Here is a 9397-nt window from a genome sequence, read left to right on the forward strand (position 1 = left end):
CTGTGCTGGGATGACTTTCCAATTAAAATGAATTATTTCCCCTTTGAAGGATTCTTCTGCTTTAATTCTTGCAAAAACTGAGAGGGGGATTTTCCGAATTCCTTTTTAAATGCCCTGGAAAAGTAAGAAATACTTTGAAGCCCAATTCTATCTGCTACCTGGCTTAGAGTAACGTCTTCATGTGTCATGATGTATACTGCTTGTTTTAACCGGATGTTTCTGATGAATTCTCCAACCGAGAGGTCTGAAATGCCTTTTATCTTCTGATAAAGCTTTGTTCTGCTGATATTCAGCCTTTGACATAAATAATCCACATCAAGTTTTGGGTCTGAAATATTTGCCTCCACTAATTCCAGTAATTTCCCTATGAAAACTTTATCTCTTTCAGAATAAACTAATTCGGTTGCATCGGCATAATAATCCTTTGAATATTTAAGCTGGAGTTTTTTTCTTTGTTCAAATAGATTATGGATGGTTAATAGCAATAGATCTGTGCTTAATGGTTTGGCAAAATAATAATCTGCTCCGGATTGTACGCCTTTAATTTGGGCTTCGAGATCATCTATAGCGGATAAGATGAGAAAAGGAATGTGGCTGGTTTCAAATGTTTCTTTGATATGATGGCATAATTCTATGCCGTTCATTATTGGCATCATGACATCACTGATGATTAGATCGGGTATTTTAAGTATAGCGAGTTCCAGACCTTCTTTTCCATTTGCTGCTTCATAGATATGGTAGTACTGCTGTAGAATGTTTTTCAAGAACGCACGTAACTCGTCATTGTCTTCTACGAGAACAATTTGCTGTTTTTGGAAAAGGGCTGAATCCTGCTGATTTGTAATTGCCATTTCGTCAAAAGGTAAGGATACTGAAGGATCAACTTTTTCGAGCCATGAGGTTGCTGGAGTACTCTGCGTTGATTTTTTTTCTGTTGCCAGGTAGTTATGTGCTTGCAGAGGAAGCGCAATAATAATCTCTGTACCTTTACCAGACTCACTGTATAAATAGATATTCCCTTTATGCAATTGGGTAAGGCTTTTAACTAATGCAAGGCCGACACCAGAACCCAGGTGATCGTTGTTTACTCTGTAGTAACGGTCAAATATCTGGTCTATGGATTCTTTGGAAATGCCTATTCCCGAATCTGCTACTCTAAGGTAAATGTATTGATCTGCCTGGTATTCGTTAAGCAAGCTGATCTCCTGATCAAATGAAGGTTTAAAATCTTGCCAGTCTGAAAAGACCTCCATTACGATCTCGCCACCCGAATTTGTGTATTTAAAAGAGTTATTCAGCAGGTTGAAAATAATTTTTTCTACAATTTGAACATCAAATAATGCAGTAGTTGCCTGGCTGCTTTCTATTACTGAAAATGCGATCCCTTTATTTATGGTGAGATTTCCAAATTCATCGGCTATATCTTTAATAAACTTGCTGGTATCGACTGGCTCTACTTGTAATTTGATCACACTGTCTGCTATTTTTCTGAAATTCATCAGTTCATTGATCAGATTGATTAGTCTTACGACATTCCGATGCATCACTTTATAGGATTGGTTAATTGCTGCAATTTTATTCTCTTTAATGAGGTGTTCCAGCGGACCAAGAATTAGAGAAAGTGGTGTTCGGAATTCGTGGGATAAATTGGTGAAAAACCTGAGTTGTTGTTGATAGAGATGTTCCCGCTGTAAATGCATTTCTTCTCGTTTTTGTTCTTCGATATCCCGAATGGCAAATTTTCCTTTTAAACTATACCATCTGGCCTGGTAGATATAGATCCCGGCCAGACCGGAAATGCTCATGATGATATAGATTGCTTTGGCTGTTGTTGATTTCCACCACGGCGGAACAACTGTGATCTGTACGGTTGCCTGGTCCTTACTCCAAATCCCGTCGTTATTGCTGGCTTCCAAGACGAATGTGTAGTCTTGGTAGTCGAGATTACTATAGGACGCATTTGGATTTTTACCATCTGTATATTTCCAGTTTTGATCAAATCCTACAAGTTTATATCTGTATTTGCATTGCAGAGGATTTGCATAATGCATGGAAGAAAATGAAATTTTGAAGTTGTTTTCAAGGTAGCTGAGTTGAAGGTTATTACAATAACTGATCATTTTTTCTAATGAACCTGTAGACCCAACTTCAACTTGTTTATTGTTGATTTCTAAATTGGTCAGTACTGGATGGGCAGAGATGTTATTTTGTTTGATAAGATCTGGATCGAAATAATTCAGCCCGTTAATTCCCGCAAAATATAAAGAGCCGTTTTTGTCTTTAAATGAGGCTCCAACTTTAAAACTGTTTCCTTGAAGCCCATCATTTTTCTCATATCGAATCAATTTTTTTGTCCGTGGATTGAAACATTCGAGGCCATTGCCACCCATCCAGATATTTCCTGAATTATCGATTTCCATACTTTCTACATCATTAAAGATGCCGTATTCTTGTCCGTATTTTTTTATCTCGTAGGTGTCGTTTTTTTTTAGGTTCAAAGAATTGAGCCCTCCACCAATCGTTCCAATCCAATAGGTGGTGTCGTTTTGTTGACAAATTGGATAGGTGTAATTGGAACTCAGCCCGTTTGCTGAACGTCTCGTATGGTAATTGAATGATTTTAAGATGTTTCCTTGCTTGTCTATTAATAGCCTTCTTAAGCCATTTGTGGTGGAAACGAAAATTTCGGGGCGGTTTTGATTTGCCCATATAAAGTAGCCATCTCCATGGTAATTGACCTTGTAATTGGTTTGATTGTCGTATGAAATACAACCTAACCCTAATGAATGGCTTCCAAACCACATGTTGCCATAATAATCTAGTGTTAATGCATCTATATTATCAACAGGGAAGGCCTGATTTCCTGAGGGTTTCAACAGATTCTTCCGGTCTGCGCCGAGAATGTCAATTCCTCTGCTGCTGCCTATCCATAAATTGTTTGATTTATCTATTGCAAGAGATGAAATTTCATTGCTTTTTAGTTTTATGGAACCGCTGGAAGTTGTATAAAAGGTGAATTTTTTAGTGGAAAAGTTGTAGGAGTTTAGACCGTTTGCATTTGTTCCGATCCATAATATCTGGTTTTTATCTTCCAATATCGACCGTACAGAGTTACCTGACAGCGTATTGGGGATTTCTGGATTGTGCTGGATAGTATTGAACTTTTTAGCATTTAAGTCACAAAAATTTACGCCACCACCTGAAGTACATACCCATAAACAACCTGAACGGTCGATAAATAATTTGTCTAAAAAATTGGTGTTTAAGCTGCTCACTGCACTTGTGCTGGTTGTTGTGCGTATGATCTGCAGGTTTGCATCCAAACAGAATAAGCCTGCATCTGTACTTACCCAATAATTTTCATTTTTATCCTGAACGATATCTGCGATATAGGATCCTTTTGGTAGGAGTACTTGCTTTCTGAGGTAATACTTTTCATTTTTTAAAATGTTACCGTTGTTATCACTATGAAGCTGCAGAACTTTTTGGCCAGACACCAATAATATGTTACGACGGTGGTCAAGGTAGATTTTGGAGCTCTTGAGCTCCTTTTCCTCTGATGGTGTTACCAATTTTCGGAAATGATACTTACTGTCGGCCACCCAAATGCCTTTATCACTAGAAAACCATAGATTTCCCGAGTTGTCTGCAAGCATATCTGTGAGGTTCGCGCCTTTGGGATAATCCAGTTGCTTTTCAATGAGCTGCTCTCTTTTGATGGTAAAGACTTTGAATTCACCTTTATTTAACAAAATTAGCTGATCGCTATTTGGCTTGTACAGCTTTGTATTGGTATTGTTGGCGTTTAGTTTGGTGTTGCTTTTAAAGTCTGTATATTTTTCAGTTGCGGTATTAAAACGCTGAATTCCATCCTGACCTGCTATCCATATTTCATTTTGGCTGCTTACAAAGATGTTATAGACCCGATTTCTAAATGCATTGTATTCTGGAATATTGGTGTTGTAAAACCTTTTGATGGTATAACCGTCATATCGGTCTAATCCAAAATTAGTACCTATCCATATGTAACCCAGCTTATCCTGTCTTATATAATTTGCATCGGTATGTGAAAGCCCTTCGTCTACCGTAAGGTGTGAAAATTTCAAATTGATTCCCTGTGCGCACGTAATGCAGGGGGAGAAGCTACAGAAAATGATAAGCCAAGTACAACAATTGAGTATAGATTCAGACTTTAAGTATTTTATTATACTCAAGATTATATGGTATGGGATTCTCATGTGGTGATCACTTTTCAATTGCTGGTAACCGTAACGAAAATAGTTAAAATCTCTGCCATAAAGGTATAGGCAGCTTGTGCTGACCCCATGCACTGGCTTGTAAAGCTACAGAATCTATTGCATCCAACAAATTCATTAGCAGAGGCTTTACTTTATGGGTTATGACAGCGCAATTGAATGTTGTCTGGCTGTAGGCCTATTGAAATGTACAGTAGGGCAAGAAAAATGGACGATAGTACAACTTTTCAAACTGGTAATTTCTAGTCATTTGTGTTAAAATCTAATCAAACTAACCATGCAACCAAATTTACTTAAACCATTAATTATCTTATCCAGATATACAAGGACTATATGGAGTTTTCTCATCCTGTTTGTATTATTAACGATAAGCCCGGCACATGCCGGTATGTACAAATCTATTAAAAAGAAAGCCTTTTACATTAATACTATTGTTAAGGGAAAGGTGATTGATAAAACGACGGGTGAAACACTGCCGGGAGTATCTGTCAAAATTAAAAATTCCAGCCAAAGTGCAGTGACAGATGGAAACGGAAGTTTTGTAATTTCCTCATCCAGTGATAGCGATATCCTGCAATTTTCTTATGTCGGGTACGAGATAATGGAGATCGCTGTAACAGATGAATCTATTGCGTTGGTAAAATTACAACCCTCTTCAAAGAAACTTAACGAGATTGTGGTGGTTGGTTATGGAACACAGAAAAAAACATCGCTTACCTCTGCTGTTTCTACGATTAGTGTTGCCGAAATCACGCAGAAACCAGTGGTCAATTTAACCAATAGCCTGGTGGGACGTGCCTCTGGTGTAATTGCTACCCAAGCAGGAGGTGAGCCAGGGTTTGATGGCTCCAAAATTTACATCAGAGGTATTGGTTCAACCGGAGGTGGCCAACCTTTGCTTATTGTTGATGGTGTACCGCGGGATTTTAGTCGTCTTGATCCTAATACCATAGATAATATATCGGTACTGAAGGATGCTGCGGCCGTAGCTCCTTATGGGGTTGCTGGTGCCAATGGGGTAATTTTAGTGACTACTAAACAGGGTAAACAGGGTAAACCAACATTAACTTATAATGGCTATTTTGGTTTACAGAATCCAACCAAAGTGCCTGATTTTGTAAACTCATACGAGTATGCCATGCTGAGGAACGAAGCAAATGCAAATGACGGCAGGCCGGTGGCTTATACACCAGAAGATCTGCAAAAGTTTAAAGATCATTCTGATCCGGATGGACATCCGGACTCAAGCCCATTAAAGGAAATCATTAAGAAAAACAGGCCGATCACTTACCATAATCTTTCTCTTTCGGGAGGCGCGGAGAATATCAAATACTTTGCTTCTTTAGGCTATAACCACCAGGCTGGAATGTGGAGTACGACGTATACAGACAAGTATAATGGTACATTAAATATTACTGCAAATCCAACTAAAACAACTACTGTTGCCTTGGGAGTAACCAGTTTTGTGGAGGATAATCATTTTCCTACTGTAGGTGCAGATCTTATTATTGGGTTGGCACAAAGACAGACACCGGTAACACCTGTATATTATAGTAACGGCTTATGGTCAGGATATATTGGGCAATCGTTAATTGGTGAAATTTATAACAGTGGTTATCGGTTTAATGAAAAGCCCACTACACAATCACAACTGAGTATTGATCAGAAATTACCAATCGAGGGCTTGAGTCTCAAAGGGGTGGTTAGTTTTGACAATTCTACAGAAGTGGACCGGATTTGGCAAACACCAATTCCTTTTTATAATGTAAACACGAAAACTACACCTTACACTTATGTGTTGGGCACTCAGGGAAGTTCAAAATCTCAGTTTACTGAAAACTATTACCAGACACATTCTTTTACCTACCAGGGTATCCTGAATTACCAACGCAGTTTTGGTAAGAGTGATATTACTGCTTTGGCTGTGGTAGAAAGTAGGATCATTAAATATCAGCAGTTTGGTGCATACAGGCAGAATTACAATTTGGACATTGATGAATTGAATTTTGGTGGCCCTGCATCAACAGATCAAACGAATCAGGGGTTTTCAAATGGTCAGAAGCAGCTTGGGTATGTTTATAGAGTGGGGTATGCTTATGATAAAAAATATTTATTTGAAGCAACTGGCCGGTATGATGGTAGTTATTTGTTTGCACCTGGTCATAGATTTGGTTTTTTTCCTGCTTTTTCTGCCGGGTGGAGACTTTCGGAAGAGAAATTTATTAAGGATAATTTTACCTGGATAGACAATTTGAAGTTGCGTGCGTCCTGGGGTCAGTCGGGTGCTTATCCAGTGTCGGGTGGTGTTATTCAAACTTATCAGTACTTAAGCCCGTATACTGCTTATGGCAATTCAGCAGTAATTGATGGACAGGCTACGCAGGGATTGTATGAAGCTCTTCAAGGAAATCCAAATATCACCTGGGAGAAATCAACTAAGACCAATGTGGGGTTTGAAGCTAGTTTATGGAAAGGGATCTTAAGTGTTGAAATGGATTATTTCCATGAGAAAAGGGCAAATATGCTGGTGAGTATTGGTAATTCTTTGCCTGGTGAGTATGGGATAGGTACTGGTCTGGTGAACGGTGGGATTATGACAAATCATGGTATTGATGTAACCTTAAAAAGCACTCATCAGTTCTCTTCTGATTTGAGACTGGATTTAACAGGTACATTTACTTTTGCGAAAAATAAATTGCTGCAGGTTTATGAAACAGACGCTACTTATAACAATCCGAACAGAAGAATTACTGGCCGGGCGTTAAATACACAATTTGGTTATCAGGCTTTGGGGTACTTTACGTCAGCTGATTTCAACAACGATGGAACATTAAAAACGGGTATCCCTAATCCAACATTTGGTCCGGTTCATCCCGGAGATCTCAGGTACGCAGATTTAAGTGGGCCTGATGGAAAACCTGATGGGAAGATTGATGCAAATGACCAGACGGTAATTGGTAAGCCAAAAACGCCAGAGATCATTTATGGGTTTGAGCCGCGTTTAACGTACAAAAATTTTGATCTTGATATTTTGATCCAGGGTTCCGGTAATTCGAATATACAACTGGGAAGTACTTTTGTGTATCCATTTAATGCCTCAGGATCGGCAACGAAGTTGGTTTATGATAATCATTGGACGCCTGATAACCCTAATGCGTTGTATCCCAGGATAACAGGTACTCCAACTTCGAATAATATGCAAACTTCATCTTGGTATATGAGGAATGCTTCTTATATCCGTTTGAAAAGTTTTGAACTGGGCTATACTTTTTCCAATAAATCAGTAAAAAAGATATTCCAATCTCTAAGAGTCTATGCTGCAGGACAAAATGTGTTTACGTGGTTGCCTGGCGTAAAGGAAACAATTGATCCGGAAACCAATGGTAGTAACACTACTTATTATCAACAGCGTGTAATCTCTTTTGGTCTTAACGCAACATTTTAAATAAAAAGCAATGAAACAGACATATTTTAATTATAAAAAAGGTCTTTTAATGGTTTTGGCCGTTGTTTGCCTTAATGCATGTAAAAAGGATAATTTTCTCGATGTACCTCCAAAGGGTCTTTTAACTGATCAGATCACTTTTAGTTCTTCAACTAATGCTGATTTGTTTGTAAATGATATCTATAATCAACTGCCTGATATAAATAATGATTATCAGCCTTCTGACCAGCTGGCTGATAATAGCTTTTGTGGTGCTTCATGGGAAGATGGGGAAAGTGTAGTGAGGGCTGGAGCGCTGGGCCCAAGTAATGTGGTATTTGGGCCGGGTGGTATGTGGAGCTGGGATGCAAATTATGCGAGTATCAGGAAGTGTAATGTTTTTTTGCAACAGGCTGCTCTAAATAAAGGTAATTTTCCTGCGGATTGGTATAAGCTTCGGGTTGCTGAGGTTACCTTTTTAAGGGCTTTCTTTTATACGATGTTATTTACCAACTATGGTGGTGTACCGGTGATTACCGTACCTCTGGATAACCTAACGCAAGGTAAGGATATTTTTCATGAGAGGAATACTATTGATGAAACAGTGAAATTTATAGAGGCCGATTGTGACGCAGCGGCTGCTGCTCTACCTTTGGCTGCAAAGGAAAAGGGCCGTGCTACAAAGGGAGCTGCCTTGACACTTAAAGGTTGGGTTCAATTATTTTATGCCAGTCCACTGGTCAATTCGAATAATGATGCGAGCAGATGGGTTAAGGCTGCAGCAACTAACAAGCAAGTGTTGGATTTGAAAAGCTATAGTTTATTTGCGATTGATACGAGTGGATATAGTGAACAATTTTTAGGTAAGAACAACTGGAATAGCGAAACGATTTTTGCGAAAGCATATGCCCCGCCTTCAAAAGGAAGTGCAAGAGAGGGGCATTTAGGACCGGTGTACGTAAATGGAGTTCAGCAATCCTGGGGAAATCTGGCACCTACACAAAGTCTGGTAGATGATTATGCAATGAACAATGGGTTGCCGATCACTGATCCGGCGTCGGGATATGATCCAAAACATCCATACGTAAACAGGGAATCGAGATTTTACCAGTCTATTCTATTTGACGGTGCGCCTTGGCAAGGGGACATTTTTAAAAGCCGTACTGGCGGCAGTAACCAGATAGATTTGGGCTCTACCAGCGATATTTCAAATACTGGATATAATGCCAGAAAAACATTGGACGAGTCTATTCTTGGTCAAGCAAGCTTAAACATTTCGCCGAGTAATGCAAATTATATCTTTTTTAGGTATGCTGAGGTTCTTTTAAGCTATGCTGAGGCGCAAAATGAAGCGGTTGGCCCAGATAACTCTGTATATGATGCAGTTAATTTGGTCAGGTTGCGGTCGAATTGTCCTGTGGTAAAGCTGGGGTTAAGTCAGGGGCAAATGCGTGATTACATTCGCAGGGAGCGCCGTATTGAACTTGCTTTTGAGGATAAAAGGTGGTTTGATGTTAGACGCTGGAATATCACTGCCGGAGCTAATGGTGTTTTAAATATGTCGGAATACGGGATGCAGGTTACGATTGATCCTTCGACAAAGGGATTGATCTATACCCGTGTTAAACTTATGGATAATCTTTTTAAAGCACATCAAAATTGGATGCCTATTCCTCAGGATGACATAGATAAGAATCCTAAACTAGTTCAAAACCAG

Annotated in this window: 3 protein-coding genes; 2 read left to right on the forward strand and 1 reads right to left on the reverse strand. The window is 39.1% G+C overall.

Translation table 11 applies throughout. The annotated features are described in order from the left end of the window. Nucleotides 1-32: 32 nt before the first annotated feature. Entirely contained in the window at nucleotides 33-4106 is a 4074-nt protein-coding gene (locus tag R2S08_RS22605) for a two-component regulator propeller domain-containing protein (RefSeq protein ID WP_316837272.1), read from the reverse strand. Between the two features lie 427 nt (nucleotides 4107-4533). Here R2S08_RS22605 and R2S08_RS22610 point away from each other — a divergent pair, with 427 nt between their 5' ends. Both R2S08_RS22610 and R2S08_RS22615 read left to right on the forward strand, forming a co-directional pair. Next, nucleotides 4534-7701 (forward strand): TonB-dependent receptor, encoded by a 3168-nt coding sequence (locus R2S08_RS22610; RefSeq protein WP_316837273.1) that lies wholly within the window; start codon nucleotides 4534-4536, stop codon nucleotides 7699-7701. A 10-nt stretch (nucleotides 7702-7711) separates the two neighbouring features. Beyond that, the coding region (locus R2S08_RS22615) for a RagB/SusD family nutrient uptake outer membrane protein (RefSeq protein WP_316837274.1) at nucleotides 7712-9397 on the forward strand (1686 nt) is incomplete at its 3' end.

The sequence above is a fragment of the Pedobacter nutrimenti genome (genome assembly GCF_032678445.1).
Taxonomy (GTDB): Bacteria; Bacteroidota; Bacteroidia; order Sphingobacteriales; family Sphingobacteriaceae; genus Pedobacter; species Pedobacter nutrimenti_A.

What these genes read in the sequence shown, in the direction of transcription:
- R2S08_RS22610 (WP_316837273.1), top strand. Translation starts at nt 4,534, where the DNA reads ATGCAACCAAATTTACTTAAACCATTAATTATCTTATCCAGATATACA.